The 25072-nt window shown below is 45.2% G+C and carries 23 protein-coding genes and 11 pseudogenes; 13 read left to right on the plus strand and 21 right to left on the minus strand.

Annotated features, from left to right (window positions below):
- Positions 1–223: 223 nt before the first annotated feature.
- The 4 genes and pseudogenes from AACL30_RS04285 to AACL30_RS04300 all read right to left on the minus strand — a co-directional run bounded on the left by AACL30_RS04285 (position 224) and on the right by AACL30_RS04300 (position 2617).
- A complete protein-coding gene (locus AACL30_RS04285) occupies positions 224–589 on the minus strand; it encodes a hypothetical protein (protein WP_339057831.1) in 366 nt (121 codons plus the stop codon).
- Between the two features lie 312 nt (positions 590–901).
- A pseudogene (locus tag AACL30_RS04290) lies at positions 902–1075 on the minus strand (enoyl-CoA hydratase-related protein); the annotation flags it as partial.
- A 48-nt stretch (positions 1076–1123) separates the two neighbouring features.
- Positions 1124–2157, minus strand: a pseudogene (locus AACL30_RS04295) (IS481 family transposase); the annotation flags it as partial.
- Between the two features lie 40 nt (positions 2158–2197).
- Entirely contained in the window at positions 2198–2617 is a 420-nt protein-coding gene (locus AACL30_RS04300) for a glycoside hydrolase family protein (protein ID WP_422389573.1), read from the minus strand.
- Between the two features lie 219 nt (positions 2618–2836).
- Here AACL30_RS04300 and AACL30_RS16385 point away from each other — a divergent pair, with 219 nt between their 5' ends.
- Positions 2837–4225, plus strand: coding sequence for an IS3 family transposase (locus AACL30_RS16385; protein WP_422389574.1), 1389 nt, complete (start codon positions 2837–2839; stop codon positions 4223–4225).
- A 33-nt stretch (positions 4226–4258) separates the two neighbouring features.
- Here the strand turns inward: AACL30_RS16385 and AACL30_RS04315 are convergent.
- The 4 genes and pseudogenes from AACL30_RS04315 to AACL30_RS04330 form a co-directional block, all read right to left on the minus strand.
- Positions 4259–4798, minus strand: a pseudogene (locus AACL30_RS04315) (IS110 family transposase); the annotation flags it as partial.
- Between the two features lie 149 nt (positions 4799–4947).
- Positions 4948–6283: pseudogene (gene ybaL / locus AACL30_RS04320) on the minus strand (YbaL family putative K(+) efflux transporter); the annotation flags it as partial.
- A gap of 100 nt (positions 6284–6383) precedes the next feature.
- Positions 6384–7212, minus strand: a pseudogene (locus AACL30_RS04325) (integrase core domain-containing protein).
- 234 nt (positions 7213–7446) lie between these two features.
- A complete protein-coding gene (locus tag AACL30_RS04330; RefSeq protein ID WP_339057832.1) occupies positions 7447–8400 on the minus strand; it encodes an Rpn family recombination-promoting nuclease/putative transposase in 954 nt (317 codons plus the stop codon).
- A gap of 153 nt (positions 8401–8553) precedes the next feature.
- Between AACL30_RS04330 and AACL30_RS04335 the strand changes: the two genes are divergently transcribed.
- Complete coding sequence (locus AACL30_RS04335) at positions 8554–9573, plus strand: IS110 family transposase (RefSeq protein WP_339057811.1); 1020 nt, start codon at positions 8554–8556, stop codon at positions 9571–9573.
- Between the two features lie 409 nt (positions 9574–9982).
- On the opposite strand, the pseudogene AACL30_RS04340 reads toward AACL30_RS04335, so the two are convergent.
- Positions 9983–10303 (minus strand): annotated as a pseudogene (locus AACL30_RS04340) (H-NS family nucleoid-associated regulatory protein); the annotation flags it as partial.
- A 46-nt stretch (positions 10304–10349) separates the two neighbouring features.
- On the opposite strand from AACL30_RS04340, the gene AACL30_RS04345 reads away from it, so the two are divergent.
- Positions 10350–10577: a hypothetical protein gene (locus tag AACL30_RS04345; RefSeq protein WP_050749334.1), complete on the plus strand. Its 228-nt coding sequence runs from the start codon at positions 10350–10352 to the stop codon at positions 10575–10577.
- Positions 10578–11102: 525 nt separating this feature from the next.
- Here the strand turns inward: AACL30_RS04345 and AACL30_RS04350 are convergent.
- Positions 11103–11267 carry a hypothetical protein gene (locus tag AACL30_RS04350; protein ID WP_339057833.1) on the minus strand — a complete coding sequence of 55 codons (165 nt, stop codon included), beginning with the start codon at positions 11265–11267 and terminating at the stop codon, positions 11103–11105.
- Here AACL30_RS04350 and istA point away from each other — a divergent pair.
- From istA to istB, 3 genes and pseudogenes are all read left to right on the plus strand, one after another.
- A pseudogene (istA, locus tag AACL30_RS04355) lies at positions 11266–12228 on the plus strand (IS21 family transposase); the annotation flags it as partial. The gene AACL30_RS04350 and the pseudogene istA sit on opposite strands and share 2 nt — an antisense overlap.
- Positions 12229–12478: 250 nt before the next feature.
- Entirely contained in the window at positions 12479–12691 is a 213-nt protein-coding gene (locus AACL30_RS04360; RefSeq protein ID WP_339057834.1) for a hypothetical protein, read from the plus strand.
- Positions 12688–13485, plus strand: a complete 798-nt coding sequence (gene istB / locus AACL30_RS04365; protein WP_339058365.1) for an IS21-like element helper ATPase IstB — start codon at positions 12688–12690, stop codon at positions 13483–13485. The genes AACL30_RS04360 and istB overlap by 4 nt, the downstream gene beginning before the upstream one ends.
- Positions 13486–13524: 39 nt before the next feature.
- On the opposite strand, the gene AACL30_RS04370 is transcribed toward istB, so the two are convergent.
- Positions 13525–13701: a hypothetical protein gene (locus AACL30_RS04370; RefSeq protein ID WP_339057835.1), complete on the minus strand. Its 177-nt coding sequence runs from the start codon at positions 13699–13701 to the stop codon at positions 13525–13527.
- A 156-nt stretch (positions 13702–13857) separates the two neighbouring features.
- Between AACL30_RS04370 and AACL30_RS04375 the strand changes: the two genes are divergently transcribed.
- A complete protein-coding gene (locus AACL30_RS04375; RefSeq protein ID WP_339057836.1) occupies positions 13858–14013 on the plus strand; it encodes a hypothetical protein in 156 nt (51 codons plus the stop codon).
- Here AACL30_RS04375 and AACL30_RS04380 read toward each other — a convergent pair.
- Positions 14006–14284 (minus strand): annotated as a pseudogene (locus tag AACL30_RS04380) (integrase core domain-containing protein); the annotation flags it as partial. The gene AACL30_RS04375 and the pseudogene AACL30_RS04380 overlap by 8 nt on opposite strands.
- 120 nt (positions 14285–14404) lie before the next feature.
- A complete protein-coding gene (ltrA, locus tag AACL30_RS04385; RefSeq protein ID WP_339057837.1) occupies positions 14405–15592 on the minus strand; it encodes a group II intron reverse transcriptase/maturase in 1188 nt (395 codons plus the stop codon).
- Positions 15593–15902: 310 nt separating this feature from the next.
- Between ltrA and AACL30_RS04390 the strand changes: the two genes are divergently transcribed.
- Positions 15903–16406, plus strand: a complete 504-nt coding sequence (locus AACL30_RS04390; RefSeq protein ID WP_339057838.1) for an IS110 family transposase — start codon at positions 15903–15905, stop codon at positions 16404–16406.
- Here AACL30_RS04390 and AACL30_RS04395 read toward each other — a convergent pair.
- Positions 16367–17907 (minus strand): IS3 family transposase gene (locus tag AACL30_RS04395; RefSeq protein ID WP_339057458.1). Its coding sequence is split into 2 segments (ribosomal slippage): positions 16367–17433 and positions 17433–17907, totalling 1542 coding nucleotides; the frame shifts between segments, so codons are not numbered across the junction. The two genes, AACL30_RS04390 and AACL30_RS04395, sit on opposite strands and share 40 nt — an antisense overlap.
- A gap of 89 nt (positions 17908–17996) precedes the next feature.
- On the opposite strand from AACL30_RS04395, the pseudogene AACL30_RS16390 reads away from it, so the two are divergent.
- Positions 17997–18182 (plus strand): annotated as a pseudogene (locus AACL30_RS16390) (IS3 family transposase); the annotation flags it as partial.
- A 602-nt stretch (positions 18183–18784) separates the two neighbouring features.
- Here AACL30_RS16390 and AACL30_RS04400 read toward each other — a convergent pair.
- A complete protein-coding gene (locus tag AACL30_RS04400) occupies positions 18785–18925 on the minus strand; it encodes a hypothetical protein (RefSeq protein ID WP_339057839.1) in 141 nt (46 codons plus the stop codon).
- A gap of 53 nt (positions 18926–18978) precedes the next feature.
- On the opposite strand from AACL30_RS04400, the gene AACL30_RS04405 reads away from it, so the two are divergent.
- Positions 18979–19377 carry a hypothetical protein gene (locus AACL30_RS04405; RefSeq protein WP_006704785.1) on the plus strand — a complete coding sequence of 133 codons (399 nt, stop codon included), beginning with the start codon at positions 18979–18981 and terminating at the stop codon, positions 19375–19377.
- Positions 19349–19531, plus strand: a complete 183-nt coding sequence (lysC, locus tag AACL30_RS04410) for an Rz1-like lysis system protein LysC (protein ID WP_043913686.1) — start codon at positions 19349–19351, stop codon at positions 19529–19531. The genes AACL30_RS04405 and lysC overlap by 29 nt, the downstream gene beginning before the upstream one ends.
- Before the next feature lie 156 nt (positions 19532–19687).
- Here the strand turns inward: lysC and AACL30_RS04415 are convergent, their stop codons facing one another.
- The 3 genes and pseudogenes from AACL30_RS04415 to AACL30_RS04425 all read right to left on the minus strand — a co-directional run bounded on the left by AACL30_RS04415 (position 19688) and on the right by AACL30_RS04425 (position 21322).
- Positions 19688–19867 (minus strand): hypothetical protein, encoded by a 180-nt coding sequence (locus tag AACL30_RS04415; protein WP_176488864.1) that lies wholly within the window; start codon positions 19865–19867, stop codon positions 19688–19690.
- Positions 19864–20328, minus strand: coding sequence for an IS200/IS605 family accessory protein TnpB-related protein (locus tag AACL30_RS04420; protein WP_339057840.1), 465 nt, complete (start codon positions 20326–20328; stop codon positions 19864–19866). The genes AACL30_RS04415 and AACL30_RS04420 overlap by 4 nt, the downstream gene beginning before the upstream one ends.
- A 28-nt stretch (positions 20329–20356) precedes the next feature.
- Positions 20357–21322: pseudogene (locus AACL30_RS04425) on the minus strand (IS110 family transposase).
- A gap of 197 nt (positions 21323–21519) precedes the next feature.
- Here AACL30_RS04425 and AACL30_RS16395 point away from each other — a divergent pair.
- Entirely contained in the window at positions 21520–21615 is a 96-nt protein-coding gene (locus AACL30_RS16395; protein ID WP_218014757.1) for a transposase, read from the plus strand.
- Between the two features lie 56 nt (positions 21616–21671).
- On the opposite strand, the gene AACL30_RS04430 is transcribed toward AACL30_RS16395, so the two are convergent.
- Positions 21672–22685: an IS701 family transposase gene (locus AACL30_RS04430; RefSeq protein ID WP_339057841.1), complete on the minus strand. Its 1014-nt coding sequence runs from the start codon at positions 22683–22685 to the stop codon at positions 21672–21674.
- A gap of 133 nt (positions 22686–22818) precedes the next feature.
- Here AACL30_RS04430 and AACL30_RS16400 point away from each other — a divergent pair, with 133 nt between their 5' ends.
- Positions 22819–22962, plus strand: coding sequence for a transposase (locus tag AACL30_RS16400; protein ID WP_407078951.1), 144 nt, complete (start codon positions 22819–22821; stop codon positions 22960–22962).
- A gap of 397 nt (positions 22963–23359) precedes the next feature.
- Here the strand turns inward: AACL30_RS16400 and AACL30_RS04435 are convergent.
- Positions 23360–24295 (minus strand): annotated as a pseudogene (locus tag AACL30_RS04435) (IS5 family transposase).
- 89 nt (positions 24296–24384) lie between these two features.
- Positions 24385–24636: a hypothetical protein gene (locus tag AACL30_RS04440; protein ID WP_339057842.1), complete on the minus strand. Its 252-nt coding sequence runs from the start codon at positions 24634–24636 to the stop codon at positions 24385–24387.
- Positions 24637–25072: the final 436 nt, after the last annotated feature.

Raw genomic sequence — 25072 nt, forward strand, 5'->3', positions numbered from 1 at the left:
CAAGAAGATCACCGAGTAACGGTGTTTGTCAATGTGGAAGGTGTTGTGACGGTTGTTACTCCAGCGTTGTACTGTTCTGACTGAAATTCCAATGGCCTGGCATGCCGGTGCCTTACGAGCCCCCTGTTTCATCGCATCTCTGAGCATATCAATTATTTTATGCCGCTCTGGGAGAGGTATCAGGCGTCCTCGCTGTTGTCCCAGAGGGCATTGAACTTTTCCCTTAACACACCAGTAAGGCTGCCGTTTCCGCAAGCGCCTTTTCTTTTCTGGCGAGTTCTTTTTCAAGTTCACGGATCTTTTGTCTGTATTCTTTGACGACTTTATCAACTTTATGATTATTTAGGGCTTTCAGCTCATGCGCCTGGATCGAAACCGTTCGCCGTTCCTTAACCTGTTCAACAAACAATCCTTTATATCGACAGTATTCGGCCAGCTCAATTTCAGACATCACTGCGCTTTCGATAACCACAGCAAAGCGCTGCTCGGGGGACCAACCTTCGTTATTCTTTAAAAACCGCTCATCTTCACATAATAGGCCATCACTCATTAACTCGTTTCTCCATCTTGAAACAACCGAAGGGCTCACGTCTAGCTTCTTCGCTATTTGCCGGTGAGACCAATTATACGGAGGTTGAAGCTAGAGCAACCCTTGTTGCTTGATATTGATAGGCACGGGGTTTGCTGGCATGTTGTTCTCCTTAATACTAACAGGCGACAACTATGCTGACACAGGGGGTTACTGAGTGATCTTCTTGATGATAATATGCATCTGTATGGGAGAATAGCATAAAAAAGCGTGGGGCATCAAGGATTACGTTTAAATTTGATAAAATCCGGTCGACGCTTCTCTATAAAGGCATTGCGTCCCTCCTGCCCCTCTTTGGTCATATAGAACAGCACGCACTGTCTGATCACCACCGGAGCAAAAGGCTTTATCCCCCGCGCCAGTCAGAATAATCACGCCAATGTTCGCATCATAGCGGGCATAGCTTAACGCCAAGATCATCTCTTTCACCGTCAGTGGCCGGAACGCATTACGCACTTGCGGCCGGTTAATCGTGATTTTGGCGATATAAGCCATGGAATTTGTCAGATGAATCTGACTGTCCGATGGTTTAAATAAATTATCGAGTTGTTTTTCTTTTACTAACTCTGTTGATGCAATCCAAGTTTCCCAGGGGGTTTTGCCATAACAATACCTGCCTGAATGAGGTCGCTCTGTGTTGTAGAATGTGAGCCATTTATCGATGTCTTGCTGAATGTCTTCCAATGATGAATAAATTTTACGCGGAAACATGACGTCATAACATTCATTTTTCATCGTTTTATGAAACCGCTCACAGAACCCATTGGTCTGCGGGCTGTACGCTTTTGTCCGCGTATGTTCGATATCTTCTCGCTCCAAGTAAAGCTGATAGGCATGGTTTTCCTTTTTACCCGAGTATTCTGAGCCTCTGTCAGTCAGGATACGCAATAAGGGAACCGCTTGCTCATCATAGAATGGCAGCACCTGGTCGTTTAACACATCTGCTGCAACCAAGGCATTTTTCTCTGTATAGACCTTAGCAAAGGCGACTCTGGAATAGGTATCAATAAAGGTCTGCTGATAAATTTTACCGACGCCTTTAATGTGCCCCACGTAGTAAGTATCCTGAGAGCCGAGATAGCCCGGGTGTTGCGTTTCAATTTCACCCTGTGCTTCCCGTTTATCTTGCACTTTTTCCAGTGCTTGCAGCTGGGCTTCGGTGAGTAAATATCCCTCCTGCGCTACCTTAGCTTCCAAGGCAGAAAGGCGTTTCTTGATATTTTCTAGGTCATGGCGCAACCAAACCGAGCGAACACCACTGCCCGAAATCATTATCCCCTGTCGGTTGAGTTCATTCGCTACGCGGTGTTGTCCATAAGCAGGATAGTCGTAAGCCATATTCACCACCGCTTGTTCTATATGCGGTTCTACCCGGTTTTTTTCGAGTGGTTTTTTACGACTTATCTCTACCAGCGCTGGTTCACCTCCCTGCTCAACAGCTTTTTAAACCGGTAATAGCTGTCCCTACTGTAGCCCATGACTTTACACGCTGACTGAACATTACCCAATAGTTTCGCCAGTTCCAATAAGCCTAATTTCGGTTTGATTATTTTTGCTGTTTGATTCATTTCTAACACTCCTTCACGTTAGGATAAACATAGCGAAATGTCAGATTAAATTCAAACTTTTACAAATGAAGAATGATTTTTTTGCCCGCGCATTTTTCTTTCCAAATGCATCGTTAAGCCATTTGTTGCATTCTGCTTGGGTGTAAGTTTTATTGAGTGCAATATCGTTTCCCGTGTGCCCATAACAGACAGAAAGTACGCCACCACCGTCAAAATAGGGCTTATATCTCACTCCTTCAAAGTGATTTATCATTCTAGCGGCCAGGGTCACGGCGCCACCTGTCTTTTCATGGTGGGTTAGCTGCGCCCACGCGGCGTCCCTTTCAATGCGCAGTGCTTGATTAGATCGTTTCAGTTGCCGGTTTTCCTGGTACTGAGATTGGATCGTCATCGCGAGGGTGATCAGGGTAATAAGTAACAGCGTTCCCACCAGGGTTCGCCAACTAAAGGTCAGGTTCATCGATCCCCCTTTGGCATTTAAAAACGCTTATTTTTAGCGGATAAGGTGCCATCATGATTATATTTCCTCTCTATCGGTATCCCCCGCTGAAGGCGGGGCGCGGTGCCATAATACGTTGGATGGATATGTAATGATGTGATGGACACCCCTCTCTAGCACTTAGCAGAGAAAGTGCCAGACTTGAGTTATTTCCAATTAATTCAAATAGGGGCATCCATCATGGATAATATTAAAGTGGTTGGTATAGATTTAGCAAAATCTGTTTTTCAAGTCTGTGTCTGGCTAGAGAATGGTTCTGTTGCCTGGAATCGTAAACTCTCACGCAGTAAGCTGCTGGATACTGTGCGCCAGTTTCCTGAAGGGACACTCATTGCGATGGAAGCCTGTGGAACGTCCCATTATTGGGGGCGAACTTTTAATGAGATGGGCTATAACGTTAGGCTGATCCCCACGCAACACGTGAAAGCCTTAGCACGCCATCAAAAAAACGATGCCAATGATGCGTTAGCAATATGTGAGACAGCATTTCGACCAGGCATCCATTTTGTCACGGTTAAAACGATTGAGCAGCTGGATATCAAAGCTCTCCGCAGTGCGCGTCAATTAATGGTTGAACAGCGCACAGCCCTTTCAAATCAAATTCGGGCATTAGCTGCAGAACAGGGCATTTCAATTCCTGTTGGTATCAACATTTTGCAACAACAATTGCCTGAGCTCCTAGAAGATGTGGAAAACCGCTTATCCTTCGTGTTACGTCGTTTATTGTCTTCCCTGTTGGAGAACATGCATTCACTGAATGAGCATATCAGCACGCTAACTCAGGAAATAGCGGCGCTCTGTCAGCAGCAGCCCCGGTATAAAGCCCTTCTCGCTATCCCGGGAGTGGAGCCGCTTATTGCTGCTGCCTTTTTAAGTGAAGTGAATGCTGGCCAGTTTAACAATGGTAGACAACTTTCTGCCTGGTGTGGTTTGATCCCACGACAAAACAGTTCTGGTGGTAAAACCATGCTCTCCTCAATCGCCCGTTATCCGAAGCGTTACCGGGTGACAACAGACAGTCAGCATAACCACACGATTGCCCCCAATCTGCTGGACCGGCAATTTACCGTGAACACACCCAATAAGGTGTGGACAACCGATATCACCTACATCCGTACCTATCAGGGTTGGCAGTATCTCGCTATCGTAATGGATTTATACTCACGCCAGATAGTAGGTTGGGCCCTGGCAGCGCATATGCGGACTGAGCTCTGTTTAGCGGCGCTACAAATGGCGTATTGGCGTAGAAAACCTAATAAGGGGCTAATTCACCACTCAGATAGAGGCAGTCAGTACACCAGTCGTGAATACGGGCAGCATCTGTCGGTTAGGGGCATGCAGGCAAGCCACAGTAGAAAAGGCCAGTGCTGGGATAATGCCCCCACAGAGCGCTTTTTCCGCAGTCTGAAATATGAATATTTGCACTACGAAGTGCTGAAGGGTCACCATGATGCCAAGCTCAGTGTGTTGGACTATTTGGCTTATTACAATAGTAAACGTCCCCACAGTGTACTGGGATATCTTTCTCCCATGGAGTTTGAGCGAATACCATTAATCAAGGTGTCTTAAAAAAGTGTCCGGTTTTACTTGACCATTACATTCTTCCAGCATAGTGATAAGGTATGGAGTCAGTCGTGCCTTCAGGTGCTCCAGCGCCCATGGCAGAGATTTATCCAGTGAAGCCCGACCCTTACTTATTGTTTCGCCGAATTCCAGCAACATGCCATGCAGAGCATTAATCTGGGCGGTTCTAAATTTTACTAATTGGCGGCGTATTCTGTGCAGTGCCAGTACTGCCTGCTGTTCTTCGGTTTTTACTGCAATTGCCTCGCCGGGTTGTTGCACTGCGAGCCATATAGCACGGGCATCCATCACATCATTCTTGTTACCTATCAGAAAGACTTTTACAAAACGAGCCTGAAGCAGGCGAACTTTATGCCCCTGCTTTTCCAGTTCATGGGCTCAGTGCTGAGAACCACCACACGCTTCCATCCCTATCAGGCAGGGCGCCCGGTTACTGAAAAACGCTAAAAAGGCCTGGCGACGGAGCGGCTTGTCAACTACCTCACCATTGTGCTCGTCGATAAAGTGGAGCTGAATCACATGTTTTGCGATATCTACGCCAACCGGTGTATATTTCATTTTGTGGATCCTCCAGTTTCTGAGAGCACTGTGCATCCCGTATGGGCACAATGATGCCGAAAATCTGTGAGGAGCCACACCTCACTTTTCAGTCTCGAGCCCTTGGTTAAGTGGTTGGGATGCGTTCATATAAACGCCCTGGGAACAGTCACTATTAGCGATATCCCTTCAGCATTGAGCCTTGTCCCCAGCAAACTGCCCACGCGGCCATAACCCACTAATACAGCCTGGTTGCATAAGTTAAGGGAAATCTGTTTTTTTTTCTTCAACGGTCTCTTCTAAAATTTGGTCTTTCGTTGTTTCCGTATTACGCAAATAGCGCTCAAATAGACTAAAGAGTAGTGGATTGAGCATAATGGAAAGGATCGAACTGGCCAGTACCAGATTTCGACCATATTCAGACAATAAACCGAGAGAGCCCCCTAATCCTGCTAAAATAAATGCGAACTCACCAATTTGCGCTAAACTCGCCGAAATCGTTAGGGCTGTGCGTTTTGAGTGACCAAATAAACGAACAAGTATAAATGCTACAATTGATTTTCCAAATACGATAATACTCAACGCAGCAATAATCGCTAAGGGTTCACGCACTAAGATTACCGGGTCAAGTAGCATGCCAACCGAGACAAAAAATAATACGGCGAAGGCATCACGTAGCGGTAAGGTATCCTGAGCGGCTCGGTGGCTAAGTTCAGATTCATTCAATACCATACCAGCAAAGAAGGCACCCAACGCGAAGGAGACATCAAACAGGCCTACTGCGCCATAGGCAATGCCTAGCGCAAGCACCAACACAGCCAGTGTGAACAGTTCACGTGAGCCGGTGCACGCAATTTTAGCCAAGATCCAAGGAACCAGGCGGCGGCCAACAACTATCATTAATGTGATAAAAGCGATGACCTTACCGATGGTAATAGCCAATTCGGTAAGTAATTGCTGGGTACTGCTATTTTCGTTCCCTAAGACACCTGAAAAAGCAGGCAGTAGTACTAACGTTAGCACCATAACCAAATCTTCTACGATTAACCAACCAATAGCTATTTGCCCACGTTGGCTATCAATCAGTTGCCGTTCTTCCAAAGCGCGTAATAAGACTACTGTGCTGGCCGTCGATAAACATAAGCCGAATACCAGCCCGGTCACATGATCCCAACCTAATAAATGCGACAGACCGATCCCCAACAGGGTAGCGACAATAATTTGAGCGATGGCGCCGGGAATGGCGATAGATTTTACTACCAGGAGATCGTTAAGAGAAAAATGGAGCCCAACGCCAAACATTAACAAAATCACACCAATATCTGCCAGTTCTGGCGCTAACGAGAGATCAGCAATGAAACCTGGCGTGAAAGGTCCAACCAAGACCCCTGCGGTAAGGTACCCTACCAGGGGTGAAATGCGCAGGCGATGAGCCAGTGTTCCTAAGAAAAAGGCGACCACCAGGCCGCCAACTATCGTGGTGATTAATGGGGTTGAGTTGTGCATCCAGATTCCTCTGACTTGTCATGACCAGGTACCGAAAGTGTCTCCAGCTAGATAGGTCACATAAGCTTTGATATGAAGTGAAGTTGTCAGGTTGTATGATTCATAGACATCGTTTCACTTTTTGAAGAGCAAGATCGAGCTTGTAATTTTGCTCCTGAATGCGTTCCTGTTCTGGACAGTAATTAGCAATAACCTCGTCTGAGAACGGAGTCTGATCAGAGAGTTCAAAATAGCGCTCCATCGGCGTTTTTCCGTTATGGGCGCTATGAGAACGTTGTCAGTTATAATAATGCTGCCATTCTGCTAACAGGTCATCCAAGTTGCTGGCTGTAAGATCCACCGTGGCGTAGAACTCTGCTTTGTCTGTTTTTTGGGAACGCTCAACTTTGCCATTAAAGGTGCGGGGATGCCGGTTTGTTCGGACGGAATTTAATCCCATATTCTTTTAGTTTTTCCTGTGCTTTAATGGCAAAAAATTCTCTTCCCCTATCAGTTTGAATACGTTGTATTGGGAAAGGCATTTCCTCTACAACGCAATCTATAAAATCCAGCGTGTTTGCCGCAGTACGACGGTGATAAAGCCTTAAAACTCTGTAACGAGTACAGTCATCAATGGCCGTGTACTAGTATAAACCAGAACCGATTTCGCAGGTACCCACCTGGAACCCCATCACCTGGAACAGGACGTTCATCGCGAATGAAGTCCGCTTTACGTCGAAATTTCACGACAGGTTTAACTTGATTTGTAGTAGCTCAAACTTAACCCACCCTCCCCCGCTCCTGGTATCTACGCCACCATTTGCGTAATGTGGTGGGGCGCGAAATTCCGCAACGACGGCATAGTAGCATTTATACTTGTCTACCCCCGCATCACCTAATGTCTCATAGTGTTCTATCCACTGCAGTCGTTGCGGAATTTCTCTGTTCATAACGATTATTATAGTGAAACGATGTCCATGAATCACACAGATAATGTCGTGATTTGATCACCGCGCCATTGTTCGACCCTACCTGTGAGAGGGATGAGGCGTTAACGCCTCACCCTACTCGATATGTGAATATTACATTGTCTGTACTTGTAAAAAAGTTAACCCAGCTTCCGCTAATAAGCGACTTTTATTGGCTTGCCCATGTCAATGGGTCATGCCGTCTCAGCTCCCTGCCTAGGCCAAGCTGTCAAGTTCTTCGTCAGACAGTCCAGTGCATCTTTTAATGACAGCCCGATCTAGTCCGTCACCGAGAAGCTGTCTGGCAATTTCAAATTTAGTTTCCTTGCTTCCCTGTTGTATGCCCTGTTGCATACCTTGTTGTATGCCCTGTTGCATACCTTGTTGTATGCCCTGTTGCATACCTTGTTGTATGCCCTGTTGTATACCTTTTTCAGTTGCGTCGTCTATTTTTTGTGCAAGTATGGCTGCTTCATCACGAACTCGCTTAAGCTCTCGTTCGTAATTCATCAGCTCAGATTCTGTCCAATAAAAACGGTCTAATTGCTCATAGGCATCTTCTATGATAGTGTCTTTGCCGATCACGTGTTTAAGGCATTCAGGTCCTGTCTCCGCCGCATATTTGAAAAAGTAACACCACTTTTCTGTTATTGATTCAAGATCTTTCGGGTTGCTCTTCTTAAACTTAGGTAATTCTATAAACGTGAAGGAAAAATCTTTTAAATCATGCTCACCACTGTCACGATCAAGAATAATGTGATCGGATTTATACTGAGTCTTCTCCGGAAACAAGGTACAATCTGCAATAGCAATAAAGATAATCTCTTTCAGGTTCTGATATTCGTCACCCCTGTTTGCCTGTTGAGAGTAGGCTTTCGCCGCATAATATTGCGCCCGTTTTTCAAATCCTTTCGTCTTGGCAACCTGCATTTCGATAATGTAGCGTACCCCCTCATCATCTTGGCAGAGTACATCAACGATGCTTTGCTTTTTAGCGGCGATATCGGGGTCTTGTATCGTACTTAAAAAAGTAACAGAGGTTATCTGTTTGCTACCGGAAAACCCTAAAATATCATTTAAGAAATGCATAAGAATATCTTTGTTCTTTTCGGTGCCGAAAATTTTTCGGAAGGCTACATCATTCTTGGGGTCAAGGTATTTGGATAACATAGTTAAATTTCTCCTAAAGTGCACCCGCGTTCTATCATATTGAAGATGATTGGGCTTAGCGAATGAAAGGGACTTCCCCTAAATTAAGGTTACTGTCCGCACTTTTGTGCCATTATGGGGAAGATAACCAAAATTCGAATATAGGGGAAGACTATGATTATTACAACCGTTGGGATAGACCTTGCTAAAAATGTCTTTGCTGTTCATGGTGTTGATAAAAATGGTATTCCTGTTCTCGTTAAGCCTAAAGTGCCTCGAACCGCATTGCCAGAGCTAATTGCTAATTTACCTCCTTGCACGATCGGCATGGAGGCCTGTTCCGGCGCACATTACTGGGCAAGATTATTCACGCGGTATGGTCATAACGTCCGACTCATGGCGCCTAAATTTGTTTCTCCTTATCGCTTAGCAGGTAAAGCCGGGAAGAATGATGCGGCGGATGCGCTGGCGATTTGTGAAGCGGTTCGTCGGCCACATATGCGTTTTGTTCCTGTTAAAGATGAAGAACAACAGTCAATGCAATGCTTGCACCGTACCCGACAGGGATTTATTGAAGAGCGGACTGCATCTTATAACCGTCTTCGTGGATTAGTCTCTGAATTTGGTTTCATTGCACCACAACGTACGGAATCGTTACGCCGCCTGGTTGCAGAGCACAGGGAAAACCTACCAGGATGGGTCCGGCAGTGCATCGATACTCTGCTAGAACATATTGATGCCATCGAGTTGAAAATTGCTGAGTATGATCGCATCCTGGCAACAATCGCTAAGCAGGATAGCCGCAGCCAAAATCTGATGAAACTCAAAGGGGTGGGTCCAACAACGGCGAGTGCGCTGGTTGCTAGTATTGGCACTGCTCATGATTTTAAAAATGGGCGTCAGTTGGCAGCTTGGCTCGGTTTAACACCGTCACAGTACAGTAGTGGGGGAAAATCCAGACTGGGAAAAATCACCAAAGCGGGTGATGCCTACTTACGCACCTTGCTTGTCCAAGGAGCACGTTCTGTCATGATTGGTGTGGAGAAGAAACAAGATCCTTTCAGTCAGTGGGTGAGTTCGCTGATCAACCGCCGAGGTTACTGGCGTACTGCTGTGGCAATCGCAGCCAAAAATGCCCGTTTATGTTGGGCGTCCCTGTTTTATGGTGATGACTTCAGGTTCTACAATAAGTAATTTAATTGACGCAGTAAAAATATCTTATCTGAACTGTCAGCGTTGATGTAAAAGGGTTAGACCCCCGTGAGGCATTTCTGTAAAAGTACTGGATATTATTATCCGTTTAGCGAACGAGAATCTCACGAGCGTCTTTCATCAGGGTCCGAATCGATAATGATTCATCATGGCCGTTTATAGTACCGCAGTCTTATCCCTTTAACTTCAGTGATAGATAGCCAGACAGAATAAAAAACCGGTGTTGACTAATCGGGGAAGCCCTTATAGTACGTTTTCGTTCCATTGGACAGTGAATCCCTGCTTTGCCTTCTCTTTACTTGCTCTGAGGGCAGAGTATTCAGAAAATTTTCTTATTCTTGCTTTTTTAGCCATCGAATACCAGTCTATGCCGGATCCTTCTCTTTTTTGTTCAATCAATTCTTGCGGAAATCAAAAACGCATCAAGGCTGCGTCCGGCTTTCAGGGCTTCTTCAATAAGCTTTGGCTGGCGCCCTTGCCCTGTCTATGTTTTTGTTTCACCATTCTCGACAAATTCGTATTTGGCGGGAGCTGCTAGTTTTTTTCTGCGCTTCTTGTTGATTGTTACCGCTGAGCCTAACAGATCTTCAGCGGTGAAACCTTCTTTTTCGATAAGCTGCAAAAGCTTCTGGCGTTTTTCCTCTCGCGCCGCACGTTCTGCCGCTTCTTTTTCTGCATCGGCGCGGCTCTCTTCAATCACTGCGCCCAGCTTTAGTAGCACGATAGAGCCACCGACCCAACGCGATCAGCACCTGGAAATGATCCAGAACAAGGGGCGACTCGCCTGGCAAACAGCCCTAAACTACGGTCAACGAGTCTTGGTTGAGACCATGATGGGGTGTTACAAAACACTGATTGAACCTCGTCTTCGGGCTCGCGGATTGGCTGCACAGAAGACGGAAGCATCGATAGGTGTTGCCGTTCTTAATCGGCTTTTGGCCGCAGCAAGCACTCATTCCGCCTGTAAGGAAGTGACAGAGTCATAACCCCTTGGGGGAAGTAACAACCTTCACACCTCTATGCACCAACGCCCCCTTTATCAACAAATTCGAGTCACGACCTACATTTTCTATCAGTTTTAGGCATCACAGCCAAGAACGTTAAGCACATGGGAAAAGACTTGCTCATCACGGATCAAAGCGTTATGCCCCAAATTTTCATCATGAATGACGATGTTGTTTGCTCCAGTCAACTTGGTACTAGATGGTACTAGATATTGAAACAACTTTGTCTGAAGAATTACTAGAACTACTCCCTAACATATCAAAAAATGATGGATCATCTCCGGTTGAGCTAATTGTTGTGTATTTTGTTGGCTCGGGGGTTTCTGTTCCTTCGTTGAGCTTTCTTATTACATAGGAACTCGATTGCATATCGGCGCCTCCTTGGTCGGAAGTGAATAAGTTATTAATCGTTAAACCGATCCCTCTTATGCTATCTAAACCGTGGTTGGAGCCAGCTATAGATATCCAATTACGTACCTTTGTTGAACCTCCCCCAAATTTGATAAACTACCTTGTTGGCAAGCTACCAAACGAATGAGCTACAATATCAACTTTGCTCGCTCCCGTTGTCAGCGCTAATGATAAAAGACCGTAAATTGCTAATTTAATTTGTCCACTCAAGCCAGAATGCAGTTTCCTTTGTGGTGACAAAGCCATGAGGGAAATAAGCATGCTAAGAAGAGAGGACCACTACATGATAAAACAACGCCATCAACAGGGGGCATTTATTGTTGATATTGCCCATCAGATAGGGTGTTCAGAAAAGACGGTGAGACGGCACATTAGCTATCCTGCGCCGCCAACAGCAAAATGCGGTAAAAAACAGGTTGCTAAACTCGAGCCCTTTAAAGACTACATCGATTCAAGGTTGAGTGAACAGGTTTGGAATGCGGCGGTTATTTTTGAGGAAATCCGTGAAAAAGGCTACCGCGGCGGGAGTGCGATGCTCCGACGTTATATTCATCCGAAGCGTCCACTCAGGGCCTCGAAAAACACGGTACGCTTTGAAACCCTCCCCGGTTATCAACTTCAACACGATTGGGGAGAAATCATCGTTGAGGTGGCAGGCTCTGCCTGTACGGTTAATTTTGCCGTTAATACGCTCGGTTTTTCGCGTCGCTTTCATGTCTTTGCTGCCCCTAAGCAAGATGCTGAGCACACGTATGAATCGCTGGTTCGCAGCTTCAATTACTTCGGTGGCAGCGTAAAAAATGTCTTGGTAGATAACCAAAAAGCCGCTGTTATCAAACATGGACAAAATGGCCACATCGAGTTCAATGCAGGCTTCCTGCAACTGGCTAATCACTATGGGTTTAGTCCTCGCGCCTGTAAGCCCTATCGACCGCAAACGAAAGGCAAAACCGAACGGATGGTGGGCTATGTTAAACACAATTTTTTCACTCGCTACCGTCAGTTTGAGAGTTTCGCTCATGTTAATCAACTGCTAGCGATGTGGCTGGCGAAAGTGGCAGACCAGCGTCATCTTCGTCAATTCAAGCAGACACCGGAAAATCGTTTTGCTGAGGAAAAAATAGCTTTGATGCCACTCCCTGCGACTGATTTCGATACCAGCTACTTCGACCTACGACAAGTGGCATGGGACAGCTATATCGATGTCAGAGGTAATCGCTATGGCACTGTTAACAAAGTGTATTCATTTAACTTATTGAAATTATTATAATTTAAATGCATTCAAAGTAAACGGTTCCTCTTTAAAAAAAACAGATGAATCGATTTTTTATGGCAGCGATCGGCGAATTCTCTCAATGATGAAGCCGATCACAAAAAGTATTATTTTTATCTCATCATTATTTTATGCGTCCTAAATATTTTTATAAATTCTTTTTTATTCAATAATTTAACTTTGTTAACAGTGCCATAGCGTGCCTTCATTCTGGTGTGGTCGTGCGGTTAATATTCGTATCGGTTTAGATAATACGCTACGTATTTACGGCGATGAGCAACTGCTCGCGACGCATCTCTTGCAGGAGGTAACGCAGGGCTGGCAAAAGGTGCCAGAACATCATCAAGCCCTTTGGCAACAGGTCAATCGAGTAGCGTCTCGTTCGCTCAGTGTGTATGAGGAGCTACTCTGATGGAAATGGAAAACTTGTTGATACGGTTAAAAATGGATTACCTGGGCGATGCGTTGGAGAGTTTATGTGAAGAAGCCACCAAGAAAGCACTGAACTACCGTGAATTTCTCCAGCAGGCATTAGCCCAGGAATGGAACGGGCGTCACCAAAAAGGCTTGGAATCGCGGTTAAAACAAGCACGTTTGCCGTGGATAAAAACCTTGGAGCAATTTGACTTTACTTTCCAACCAAGTATAGACAGGAAAATTATCCGCGAGCTGGCGGGGCTGAGGTTTGTCGAACATCATGAAAACGTCATTTTGTTAGGCCCACCTGGGGTAGGGAAAACGCATTTGGCGATAGCGCTGGCTGTCAAGGCAGCTACAGCTGGGCATCGGGTATTGTTTATGCCTCTGGATAGACTCTGCTGTACCTTAATGAAGGCAAAGCAAGAAAACCGTCTGGAACGCCAACTTCAGCAACTGTGCTATGCCAGGGTATTAATACTGGATGAAATCGGGTATTTACCGATGAATCGCGAAGAAGCTAGCCTATTTTTCAGGTTATTGAGCCGTCGTTATGAAAAGGCGAGCATCATTCTCACATCAAATAAAAGTTTTACTGATTGGGGGGACGTATTCGGTGATCACATTTTAGCAACTGCGATTTTAGACAGGCTTTTACATCATTCAACCACATTGAATATTAAAGGAGAAAGCTACCGACTCAAAAATAAACGCAAAGCAGGCATGTTGCCTATAAAAACGACTGATATTATCCAGGCGCCTGGAATAGAAACCCAACAGGAAAATTAGCAAAAACTGGACATTTTAAAGTAGCAAAAAGTGGTCAATCTAAAGTAGCGTTGACACCGTTTCGTTCAACACACTATTGATATAATTATCGAAAAGCGGGCTAAGCTGTTCATTGATAGATTTATGAGTATCATTACGATAATCCCAGGCAAATAAATGAGAATTTTGGTACCCAGCTTGATAGAGCTCCAGACACCAGGGTCTGCACCACCCCATGTACGAAAACAACAGGAATTGAATTACAATTATAAGCCATCTTAGACCTCCGCAAGAAAATAAATTAAAATAAAGTCAGTGTATAAATAAAGATTAGATTTTTTCATCTGACAAACCTATCAGATGTGGGCTGCATAACATCAGATAATAAGGGTATTGGGTGAGCTTCTTGATGGTAATATGCATGCCGCAGGCAATCGAAATGAATCTCCGTTGTTGCGTAAAACATTACTGTCAACGCTACTTTTTTTTATCTTAGCACTGACATTACCGATATTATCAGGCATTGCACAGGGTGTAGTGGTCAAGTAAAATTGGCCAGTATCTTGTGTTTCTCCCAGTACAGCCGCTCGGATTCATTTGGTGTTAATCCGCCGTTGTATTGATGAGGGCGAGTTTGACTGTAGTAGCCGATGAGATAATCAATAAGATCTCGTTTTGCTTCTTGCCCAGTTGGATAGCCTGCTTTGGGTACCCATTCGGTTTTGAGGCTTCTGAATAGGCGCTCCATAGGAGCGTTGTCCCAACAATTCCCTTTGCGGCTTAGACTTTGGGTCATACGGTAGGGTCGAACAATGGCGCGGTGATCAAATCACGATATTATCTTGATTGCTCCCGTTTCCATCGCCCGCCTCGTCAAACGCAGCATGCGGTTTTCCCGCACTACGCTTACCTGACAATTTCATACCAAAGCTTATGTGACCTATCTAGCTGGCGACACTTTCAGTACTGGGTAATATCTAATCTTATAGTCTGAATATAAACCTAATTTTTGATAAAACCCTTCCTTACTCCATCTCCCCCAGCCGAAGCCTTGCCGTCGACGCGCCTTCATTAAATGACGCCTCGCTTTCTTTTCTACCCAATCTTTAACGTAGGTAAAACATCGACTTGAATTACCGATCCTATAATAATTCACCCAGCCTCTGAGTATCGGATTGATGAGATAAATGACCCGATCAATCGGTTGAGACTGATGGCGTCTGAACACCGCTTTTAATTTCTGTAAAAGCCGTGTTCTCGCGTCCATCTTCGGTGTTTTCATGACGCCCCATTTCCCTTGCTTTGTTTTCGTTCTTCTAAAAACAAAACCTAGAAAACTGAAGGAGTCATCTTGCTTCAGCTCAACTTGTCGTGTCTTTTCTAAATTAAGTGTTACTCCCAACTTCATGAGTTCTTCTTTCAGTCGTTTGTAGACACCCACTGCCAGCCAATCCCATTTTCTATGGCTGTCGATCATTATGATAAGATCATCCGCCCATCTCGCGTATTCAATATGCTGATATCCATCCGTACCTGTTACCGCCTTTGCTCGTTCAAGCATCTTGTCTACCTCATTGAGATAGATATTGCTCAGTAGTGGCGACAACGGACCGCCTTGAGGTACCCCACATTTCCCACCTGCTTTCAGTATCAGCTTGAGTAGCCGCATGACTTCTTTGTCATTCACGCGCGTTGCTATTTTGCTTAACAAAATATCGTGGCGCACGGTGTCAAAATACGATTTGAGATCGACATCGATGACTCGCGTCATATTCTTGATAGTTGCTACTGTTACCTGTTCTACTGCTTCAGCAGCCGTTCGCTTGGGGCGATAACCAAAAGAGCCCGGCTGGAAATCTGCCTCGAATATCGCTTCTAGAATGAGTTTGACTGCACCTTGCACTACGCGGTCTCGAATAGTGGGAATACTTAACATCCTGGATTGCCCTCCAGCTTTCGGTATCGCCCGTTTCCGATTCCTCAATGGGTAGTAGGTCTTGGAGAGTAAATCCTTCCTGATGGATTCAAGAAAGTTGTCTACCCCTGTGGACTCAATTTCTTCAAAGGTCACACCATCTACTCCTGGTGCCCCCTTGTTTTCTTTCGCCAGCTTATAGGATGTGCGCAACGTTTCCATCTTACCAACATGAACATAAATACCCCAAAATCGCCAAGACTTATCAGCCTTCGCTTTGATGTATATCTTCCTTCTTGTATATTGAAATTGCCTGTTAATTCTGATCACCTTAATAGGTGGATAGAGGGGTCGTTCTTCCGAATAAGGTGATGAAGCACCGTACCTGAGTCATGACCCTCTATCCTATTTTGATATAGGCCGGTTCCGAACAGATGTCATGAGGGTTTAAGACGCCTCGAATTACAAGTAGGGAAAAAGTCTATTATTTTTTCAATTCGATTATACAAAAGGAAAGGGCAACATGGGAGAGTATATTGGTATTGATGTTGGAAAAGCCACGCTTGATGTGTGTTTTTCAGATAAAGTCACTCCCCTTTCAAACTCGGCTTCATTAATAAAAAAATGGGTGCAAGAAATCAAAAAAAATAGGAACGTTGAACGGGTTCTCTGTGAAGCCACCGGGGGGTATGAAAGAACCCTTGTCAAAGCACTGCGCGCCCAACAGGTACCCGTATTTGTTGAGCATGCCAATAAAATTCGCGCTTTTGCTAAAAGTAAGGGCCTGCTGGCTAAAACGGATAGAATCGATGCTCAGCTTATTAAAGATTATGCCAGCACAATGAAACCACATCCTAAACAGAATCAATTATCTGAAATTGCTGAAAAAGTAAGCGATTTACTGAAACGACGTCATCAATTACTGGATGACAAAATGCGTGAAACCTCTCGCGGTGTTTGTCAATGTAGTTGTCGCTTGAAACTGTTTTATGCAGCACTTACTTCCGGATTCAGCATCACTTCATGAATAAAATTCCAGTTACGACAGCCTTTGCTCCAACGTTCGGGTTTTTTAGCTCGAGCTAATTCATAGATGGCTTTCCGTTTAGCTAATATTTCTTTATCTGCCTCCCTATGACGTTCATCTGGAGTAACGTACTTGATACCACTGTGTTTATGTTCAAGGTTGTACCCGTTCACAAACTGAGCTACCCAGGCTCTGGCATCATTGAGTAAAGTAAACCCCTCGGCTGGCCACTGGGGACAATATTTCACCGTTCGAAACAAGGATTCGGAATAAGGGTTATCATTGCTGACTCGTGGGCGAGAATATGAACTGATTCCCCCCAGATCGTACATTTTCGCCAACAGGGTATAACTACGCATGGGGCCACCATTATCTGAATGAAGAATGATTTTTTTGCCCGCGCATTTTTCTTTCCAGATGCATCGTTGCAGTAGCTCTGCAGCCTGTTCGCCGGATTCTTGTTCAAAAACGTCTGCCCCCACAATTTTCCGACTGAAAATGTCCATCATCATGTAGAGGTAAAGATGCCGACCTTTTATAGGTGTTGGCAAATAACTACTATCCCAGGACCATACCTGATTCGGTGCTGTCGTTTTTTGTGCGCCTGGACGTTTATAACTTCTCTCTCGACGTCTAGGTGTTAACAGTTTGTTCGCTTTGAGCACGCGATAAAACGTAGACTCAGAGGCGATATAAATTCCCCTATCAGCCAGCGTCGGAACGATGACATTCGGAGGGAAACTTGAAAACTCTGGTGAGTTACAGATTTCCATGATCCGCTGTCGTTCAGCATCAGACAATTTGTTGCTGGGGGCATTGCGAACGGCCGTTGACCGTTTGTCGGCCAGGGGAGCGTTGTGACAATTGTTGCGCCAGCGTTGCAGTGTTCTGACTGAAATCCCAATGACCTGGCAGGCTTGCGCCTTACGAGCCCCCTGTTTCATCGCATTCCTAAGCATATCAACTATATTAAGCCGCTCCGGGAGAGGTATTAGACGTCCTCGCTGTTGTCCCAGAGGGCATTGAACTTTTCCCTTAATACCAGTAGCGCTGCGGTTTCCGCCAGCGCCTTTTCTTTTCTGGTGAGTTCTTTTTCAAGTTCACGGATCTTTTGTCTGTATTCTTTGACGACTTTATCAACTTTATGATTATTCAAGGCTTTCGGCTCATGAGCCCGGAGCGAAGCCGTTCGCCATTCCTTTACCTGTTCAACAAACAATCCTTTGTGCCGACAGTATTCGGCCAGCTCAATTTCAGACATCACTGCGCTTTCAATGACCACCGCAAAACGCTGTTCGGGCGACCAACCTTCGTTATTCTTTAAAAACTGCTCATCTTCACATAACAGGCCATCACTCATTAACTCGTTTCTCCATCTTGAAACAACCGAAGGGCTCACGTCTAGCTTCTTCGCTATTTGCCGGTGAGACCAATTATACGGAGGTTGAAGCCAGAGCAACCCTTGTTGCTTGATATTGATAGGCACGGGGTTTGCCGGCATGGTGTTCTCCTTAATATTAACAGGCGACAACTATGCTGACACAGGGGGTTATTCGGTGATCTTCTTGATGATAATATGCAAATGCCCCCACAGAGCGCTTTTTCCGCAGTCTGAAATATGAATATTTGCACTACGAAGTGCTGAAGGGTCACCATGATGCCAAGCTAAGTGTGTTGGACTATTTGGCTTATTACAATAGTAAACGTCCCCACAGTGTACTGGGATATCTTTCTCCCATGGAGTTTGAGCGAATACCATTAATCAAGGTGTCTTAAAAAAGTGTCCGATTTTACTTGACCACTACATCTGCTGTTGGTGCAACAAAATCGCTGAAGACGAAAGCATAGTATCAGGGTCTTTCCTCCACAGGGTAAATGCTGAAGTCGTCGGTGAGTAAAGCCCTAACGACAGCGGCTTTTCATATTGCATTGGGGGACAATACGCAGAATGTTTGCGATGTTGAAGCAACAGTTCAACTCGCCGAGCACTGAAAGAATAATCGGCGATCCCCCACTTTCGAGGGAGAGCGAGTAATTTTTTGAGCATGATCATTTTCAATAGATAAAAAGTCAGAAAATGATTTATATCTCAGTTAGCTACGGCGTTCAGCACCAACATTATTTGCGGAAGAGCCCAATCTAAAGTAGCGTTGACAAAAACAGTTTCAGGCGACAACTACATTGACAAACACCGATCCGGAAGTCAGAAATGCTGGCCGCGAAAAAAAGTAAAAAATACTGATGCGATCCGCAAAAAGTTTGTTAATGTGATAAATAAACGCGATTGCGTAGGTGGATGATCCCGGGCACCCCCGCGATCATCTCCCCCCGCAGCGTATGACCTGTACTGAAATTCCCTTCGTCACAGAAAAAACGCGTCATACCGGTCGACGCTCAAAAAATCGCTTGAGGTGCCCCGCCGCACGCCCGCGGGCGGTTCTCGTCATATCCATCCAACGTATTATGGCACCGCGCTCCGCCTTCAGCGAGGGATACCGATAGAGAGGAAATGTAATCATGATGGCACCTTATCCGCTAAAAATAAGCGTTTTTAAATGCCAAAGGGGGATCGATGAACCTGACCTTTAGTTGGCGAACCCTGGTGGGAACGCTGTTACTTATTACCCTGATCACCCTCGCGATGACGATCCAATCTCAGTACCAGGAAAACCGGCAACTGAAACGATCTAATCAAGCACTGCGCATTGAAAGGGACGCCGCGTGGGCGCAGGTGACTCACTATGAAAAGATTGTTGAGGTTTTTAATAAAATAGTCGGAGCGACACAGGATGCACACCAAAAGGCCGTTCGGGATTCTTCCCCTCGCATTATCACGATACGGAAGATTATTACGTCGGCGCATTGTGCACATTTGCCTGTGCCTGCTGCCGCTGTTAACCGGTTGCGTGCCCACGCAGACCAAATACCTGCCCGCCCCGCGCGTGCTCATCCCCGCCACGTTGCTGGGTGACTGTCAGGTGCCGGTCATCCCTGAGCACATGACGTGGGGCGATAGTGTGCTACTGAATGAGCAACTGCTGCTGGCTCTGGAGCAGTGCAATCAAGATAAGGCGGCGTTAAGGCAGATTGAGACAATGAACAATCCCCGACACACTGCTAAATGAGGTAAAAACAGGGCGATTGATGGAATAGAGATATACCGTGCACCGATGGCTAATGCTTAAAGCGAGTTTATTTAAAAACCCGTGATTCTTCCGCCGGATATTACCAGTATTAAGTATTCCAACGTGAACGACTCGACCCAACAAACGGCTACGCCGCTATGGATTGAGCTTCTGCAACCCGTGGGCGCATTCTAAAACAAGTACATTGACTCGCTTGGGCAGGTACACGCAGCCCTTATCAGCTAAACCTTTTACAAAGTCATCACCGATTTCTTTCCGCAGGATATTGATTGCCCCATTCACATCCGCGTTTAGCAAGCGTCCGTTTGATGTCACGTATAATCCGCGTTACGTTTACCTGAAAATACCTTTTCCCCAATATCGCCGTAATTTGGTATAGCGTCACAATCCAAAGCGCTCGCTTTGCTGGTGTAACTTTCCTCTCTTACAATCACAGTGAGCCCGGTTTCATCGGCTTTATATTGAATCATCTCGATAAGCCTGGCATGAGGAATGCTGACAAATTTTTGGTTATTCAGCTTGCCGATGTTAATGGATTTTTTCCATTCGAAGTTGTGACCAATAACAAGGGTTCCTGCGTCGGCCATCAAAGCGTAATTGATAATGAAACGACTCACCTTGTGGAGATAATCATTTATCCAGCATAATCGTTTAACTGATTTAATCATCTTCCCGTTAACCAGAACAAAAGGTTCGGTTGCAGCTTTATATTCGGCCTTATTGCAGCAAATAGCACTGCTGCGGGTTCCGATGAAATCCGCTGACTCACACCTCATTTCCTCAACGAGCTTTAAGCTCAGGACCTTATTCAGATACCGTCCTTGCCAGTTTGTTAGCCATTGCTACGATTGCCACGCTGGTTGGCCGGCGTTTTTTTAACTCCGTTATCCACTGCCCCGGTTCTTTTGCCAGTAACGCCGCTGCGCGGGCACCATGGATAAATAGCGTTCGCAGATAGGTATCCCCTCGTTTGCTTATCCCCAGTAACCGGATTTTTCCACCCGTTCCGGTCTGTTTCGGTACCAGGCCTACATAGGCTGCGAACTCACGTCCTGATTTAAAGGCAGAAGCCTCGCCCATCGTGGCCATGGCTGCGGTAGCAATAATAGACCCCACACCAGGGATTTCTAGCAACCTTTTACAGCTTTCATTCTGTTTTGCCAAAGCAACCAGTTGCTTTTCAATACCCTCGATTTGAGCATCCAGATCACCCAGTCGCTGGTGTTGTTCTTCCAGCATAGCGATAAGGAAGGGCGGCAGTCGTGCCTTCAAGCGCTCCAGCGCCCATGGCAGAGATTTATCCAGTGAAGCCCGGCCTTTACTTATTGTTTCGCTGAACTCCAGCAACATGCCATGCAAGGCATTAATCTGTGCAGTTCTAAATTTTACTCATTGGCGGCGTATTCTGTGCAGCACCAGTACTGACTGCTGTTCTTCGGTTTTTACTGCAATGGCCTTGCCGGGTTGTTGCACTGCCATCCATATAGCACGGGTATCCATCACATCATTCTTATTACCCATCAGAAAGGCTTTTACAAAACGAGGCTGAAGCAGGCGAACTTTATGCCCCTGTTTTTCCAGTTCACGAGCCCAGTGCTGAGAACCACCACACGCTTCCATCCCTATCAGGCAGTGCGCCCGGTTACTGAAAAACGCTAAAAAGGCATGACGACGGAGCTGCTTGTCAACTACCTCACCACTGTGCTCGTCGATAAAGTGGATCTGAATCACATGTTTTGCGATATCTACGCCAACCGGTGTATATTTCATTTTGTGGGTCCTCCAGTTTTTGGAAGCACTAGGCATCCCGTATGGGCACAATGATGCCGAAAATCTGTGAGGATCCACACCTTACTTTTCAGTCTCGAGCCCTTGATTAAGTGGTTGGGATGCGTTCATTACATTTACTCATTTTAGTGTTGAGAATCAACGTGGTTATTAGATCTCATTATTACTATGTCTATAAGATGAACTACCACTTAGTGTTAGTTACAAAATACCGAAATAAGTGCTTCACGGGTGAGTTACTGGAGGAAATATTCAGGGAACAGTGCAAAAAGTGATATGTCAGTGTTTTAGAGTTTGGTGGCAAAGCTGACCACGTTCACCTTATCAGGACTTACGCAAATCGCATAATAATAGAAGGTTTTTTGAGCTGTTGACAAAGATAATCATCGAGCAAGCCTTGCTTAATACGATAAAGCGTTTTGCTTGTGCTTCGAGCAATTTGAGCCAATCGGATCCAAACTAGAAAAGCGCAAGCAATATGATTACGTTGGATCCGAGCACGGCGACATTGGCATTTTTCGAGTCCAGTGAGTTGTTTTGCTTCACGGTGAAACTGCTCAATCTTCCAGCGCCAGCCACACACTTGGTGTGTGCCCGAGGTAGAGTCTTGAGAAAGGTCGTTAGTCACGACAAAATCCGTGCGGTGTGTAGACACCACAACCCGGAACACTTGCACCTTATGCATTTTTGGAAAATTTTTGATTTTGATCGTCTTTCCATGAGCGAGTTCATATTCGTCCCAGATGAGAGAATCCACGTGACGATAAGGATTTACCCCGCATGAATCATCCACCAAACGATTGTCTTTCAGTGGGCAGTAGTAACATCGGTGCAACGATTCGATAAATAGCATCATCTTCTTAGTCGCATACCAGGTATCCATCAACACGGCAGCAAAGGGCAGGCACTTATGTCGTACTACGTTGTTCAGCATATCCTGCACATGATCGAGTTTAGATTTGCCGTCACCCTCAGGATGGTAAATACGAAAATCAATGACCCAAAATTGTTCCGTGCTAGGATTGACGTACAGACAATTCACGACGCCAATGCCTTTGATGACGCGGTGGGCGTTACCACTGTATTGACGTTGCACCAACTCAATCTGCTGCGAAAAATTTTTGTCCAATACCGTGTCGTCGAACACAATATAGCCGTCTGGAGATGGCACCATATCACCCCTTACTTGTGCCCACACAGCGCTTCCCGTTACGTGACCTTTTCGCAAATAGCGATTAATCGCATCGTGACTCATGTCTTGCGTGTGATCAGCAAAATTCGTCAAGGTGTAATTTATCTGGCTTACCATCAGATACTGGCAGTAGTTTAAGCGGCTTGGTTTCATTTGTGACACTCTACAGAATTCCTATCCTAATTTTAGGTGAAAATTGCGTAAGTCCTGCTTATGTTGGAGATGCACCCAAATATCGAACCAGCAAAGCTCATTAATAGCCTGAAGACGGTGAGCAGCCGACTTTATTCGTAAGGAGTTTTCAAAGCACCTTGCAGTGTACTACTGGAAACCTGTTTTATGGGCGAGGACTCACTGCTTGATAACCGCAGGGGGTGCTCCACTTAGCATTCTGAAAGACTACATACAGAATCAAGATAAACCAAAGTGATTAGAGGGCGCTATCCATCTCACACTAAACTAACTCGCTAGCTATGGACGGAGAATTTCGCGCAAACTGTTAAATAAGTTTTTATTTTGTCCAACTTTTTCGGGTCAGTGCATTCTTAGAAAAATTGAATCACTGGATTACTCAACCAATTTGATTGGGAGCAATTTTACGCTCAGTGATTATGGTAGTCTCGGATTACACATGTACTAAAATGACTTCACCTTTCTGGTTATGGGATTCACTGGCAATAGGGAAACCCTGAAGAACCTCCCATAAAAGTTTATATTTGGCGCTAGTAGCACTAATTTTTAAAGTCATTGGATAGAAAAGGAGGTCAATGCGCTCTTTTTTACGGTATACAGATACTAGCTACACTTTTTTCAGTATCAAGGGTCAATTAGGGGCGACAAAACAAAATTTTTCTAGCGAGAAAGAGATGGGTCAAAGCAAATAAGCTAAATAATTGCGCAGTATTTTTAGCTAAACCTTTGTAACGCACTTTTCTAAAGTTGAACTGGCATTTTAATACACGGAAGGGGTGTTCTACTTTAGCCCGGATTTTCGCGTTGAGACTTTGCTGATGCCGATGTTTTTTCCATACCTGCTGCTCCTGCCCCGGCAAGGCCAATACCCTCCCGTCGGGGGATGTGCCAGGTGACCACGCGATGTTGATGTTCGCTGCGTCGCATCACGCCTTTACAACCGACATTACCATGAACAACCTCTTCTTGGCCGTGAAGAAGGTGATGAACTTGCGTCACATCGGCTACATTCGCCGAGGTTCCCACCAGGGAGAATGCACCAGCCCCGTCTGTGCATCCACGCCAATATGCGCTTTCATGCCAAAGTAGCACTGATTACCTTTACGGGTGGCTTTCATGTCAGGATCACGGCTATTTTGTCGGTTTTTAGTTGAGCTGGGTGCATGAATGATCGTAGCATCGACAATGCTACCCCGTTTGATAAATAGCTGAAGCGACGCTAAATGCGTTTTAACTTCTTCAAACAGCGCTTCACTTAAATGATGTTTTTCCAGCCAATGACGAAAATGCAGGATCGTGGGATCGGAGGGAATGGCATCGAGACATATCCCCGCAAATTGACGTAATAAGGGGATGTCGTATAACGCTTCTTCCATCGATAAATCAGCATAATTAAACCCATTTTGTAAAAAATAAATCCGCAACATCATCTCTAAAGGTTTCGCTGGTCTACCGCCTTTAGGGCTTGCCTTGGGATAATGACGACTGAGTTTGGCCAGAATTTTTTCCCAGGGAACTATCGTATTCATTTGCGCTAAAAAGTCGGCTCGTCTCGTCGATTTCGTTTTCATTTCACTATTAACCTAAAAAAATTATTGGTAACAGAATAGACTACTTTTATCGGTTCTTCAGGGTTTCCCTAAGACCTTAGTATTCAAAGTTACATTTCGCGGTTTAATTGCATGGAAGCTGCAAGGAAAGGAGGAGTTGGCATCGATTCGTAAGGCACACTGTTTTCTGGTCTGGATGGTTTAGCTTTCTGTACAGTAAGCTTTTGTGGTGTGCAAGCTTTGATGGGAAAAAGTCTACCCGGCCATACTTTACAAACTGGCGTTTCTTTTTGAGCAGCTAAGACAGGTATAGATGATAGTAGAATAGGCAATATCTTTAAATAAGTCTTTATTTTGTTCATGTAATACCCCCACAATCCATTTTGATGTGACCATACCCCAGCGGTTTATTAATCATAGTTACAATAGAATTGCTTGCCAATATTATTTAGCACTGATTGCCCATAAAAAAGCCCTCGCTCAACCCCTAACGCAGACGCCAGTTCGGCGGCGGATGAGCTACAGCTAGCGCTAGCTCCTCTTTACTTTTTCAGAGACGTAGCCTTACCCAATTTGTCGTTATCAGGAGGACACGCTTCTCACGATTTGTTATCCCACGTATACCCAGTGTGAGGCTCTTTCGCAAATAATGTTGGTGCTAAAGACAGTTCAACACGCCGGTCACTGAAGAAATAACAGGCGATCCCCTATCATTGGGGTAGAACGAGTAATTTTTTAGCATGATCATTTTCACAGATAAAAAGTCAGAAAATGATTTATATGGCTCTGTTAATAAAG

Source organism: Candidatus Regiella endosymbiont of Tuberolachnus salignus (assembly GCF_964020115.1).
GTDB lineage: Bacteria > Pseudomonadota > Gammaproteobacteria > Enterobacterales > Enterobacteriaceae > Regiella > Regiella insecticola.

What these genes read in the sequence shown, in the direction of transcription:
- AACL30_RS04405 (WP_006704785.1), top strand. Translation starts at nt 18,979, where the DNA reads ATGAACCTGACCTTTAGTTGGCGAACCCTGGTGGGAACGCTGTTACTT.
- AACL30_RS16395 (WP_218014757.1), top strand. Translation starts at nt 21,520, where the DNA reads ATGAACTACCACTTAGTGTTAGTTACAAAATACCGAAATAAGTGCTTC.
- AACL30_RS04440 (WP_339057842.1), bottom strand. Translation starts at nt 24,636, where the DNA reads ATGAACAAAATAAAGACTTATTTAAAGATATTGCCTATTCTACTATCA.
- AACL30_RS04390 (WP_339057838.1), top strand. Translation starts at nt 15,903, where the DNA reads ATGGGAGAGTATATTGGTATTGATGTTGGAAAAGCCACGCTTGATGTG.
- AACL30_RS04300 (WP_422389573.1), bottom strand. Translation starts at nt 2,617, where the DNA reads ATGAACCTGACCTTTAGTTGGCGAACCCTGGTGGGAACGCTGTTACTT.
- AACL30_RS04330 (WP_339057832.1), bottom strand. Translation starts at nt 8,400, where the DNA reads ATGTTATCCAAATACCTTGACCCCAAGAATGATGTAGCCTTCCGAAAA.
- AACL30_RS04370 (WP_339057835.1), bottom strand. Translation starts at nt 13,701, where the DNA reads ATGGGGTGGTGCAGACCCTGGTGTCTGGAGCTCTATCAAGCTGGGTAC.
- AACL30_RS04350 (WP_339057833.1), bottom strand. Translation starts at nt 11,267, where the DNA reads ATGCTTATTTCCCTCATGGCTTTGTCACCACAAAGGAAACTGCATTCT.
- AACL30_RS04400 (WP_339057839.1), bottom strand. Translation starts at nt 18,925, where the DNA reads ATGATTACATTTCCTCTCTATCGGTATCCCTCGCTGAAGGCGGAGCGC.
- AACL30_RS04430 (WP_339057841.1), bottom strand. Translation starts at nt 22,685, where the DNA reads ATGAAACCAAGCCGCTTAAACTACTGCCAGTATCTGATGGTAAGCCAG.
- AACL30_RS04345 (WP_050749334.1), top strand. Translation starts at nt 10,350, where the DNA reads ATGATCCAGAACAAGGGGCGACTCGCCTGGCAAACAGCCCTAAACTAC.
- AACL30_RS04335 (WP_339057811.1), top strand. Translation starts at nt 8,554, where the DNA reads ATGATTATTACAACCGTTGGGATAGACCTTGCTAAAAATGTCTTTGCT.
- AACL30_RS16385 (WP_422389574.1), top strand. Translation starts at nt 2,837, where the DNA reads ATGGATAATATTAAAGTGGTTGGTATAGATTTAGCAAAATCTGTTTTT.
- AACL30_RS04420 (WP_339057840.1), bottom strand. Translation starts at nt 20,328, where the DNA reads ATGAGGTGTGAGTCAGCGGATTTCATCGGAACCCGCAGCAGTGCTATT.